Raw genomic sequence first — 667 nt, 5'->3', positions numbered from 1 at the left:
GCCAATATGTGTGTGTTCCGGAGTCGGAGCTAAGTCACGTGCCAAGTTCGGTCACGCTAGAAGCGGCGGCGGGTTTACCATTGGCAGGGCAAACCGCAGCTCAAGCATTAAGCAAAGCGAATGTCAGCGAATGCGATAGAGTATTAATTCTCGCAGGAGCGGGTGGCGTAGGGCACTTAGCGGTGCAGATTGCTGTGGCGACAAAAGCCGAAGTGTTTACCACCTGCAGTGAACGAAATTTAGACTACCTCGCCACACTTGGCGCTCATGCAGTGAACTATCAATTTGCACCAGTGTCAGAACGTGTTGAAGGCGTTGATGTTTTAATTGATTTGGTTGGTGGCGATGCGGCTCTAGATGCTCTCAAGTGCCTAAAAGACAATGCCCGCGTGATCACGGTACCAACGATTAGCGCTGAATTAATTTGTGACAAGGCCAAGCTGTTAGGCTTCGAGGCAAGCGGTATGTTGGTTGAGCCAGATCCTTCACAGTTAGACACGTTGTTGTACATGGTAGGTGTGGGATTACTTAAAACAGAAGTGCAACACATTTACCCAATGGCTGAAGTTATCGCCGCACACCAACAAGTGGAATCGGGGCGAACGAGAGGCAAGGTATTACTTGATATGACATGCTAGACGCATTCAATTCAGCTTTTGAACATTTA

At 48.7% G+C, this 667-nt stretch carries 1 protein-coding gene; it reads left to right on the top strand.

The genetic code is table 11. From position 1 onward, the window contains the following. A partial coding sequence (locus R7040_RS27030) for an NADP-dependent oxidoreductase (protein WP_318097683.1) occupies window positions 1–638 on the top strand: 638 nt, incomplete at its 5' end. Window positions 639–667 lie beyond the last annotated feature (29 nt).

The organism is Vibrio sp. 1069 (genome assembly GCF_033340555.1).
This window is presented reverse-complemented; position numbering and strand designations above follow the sequence as displayed.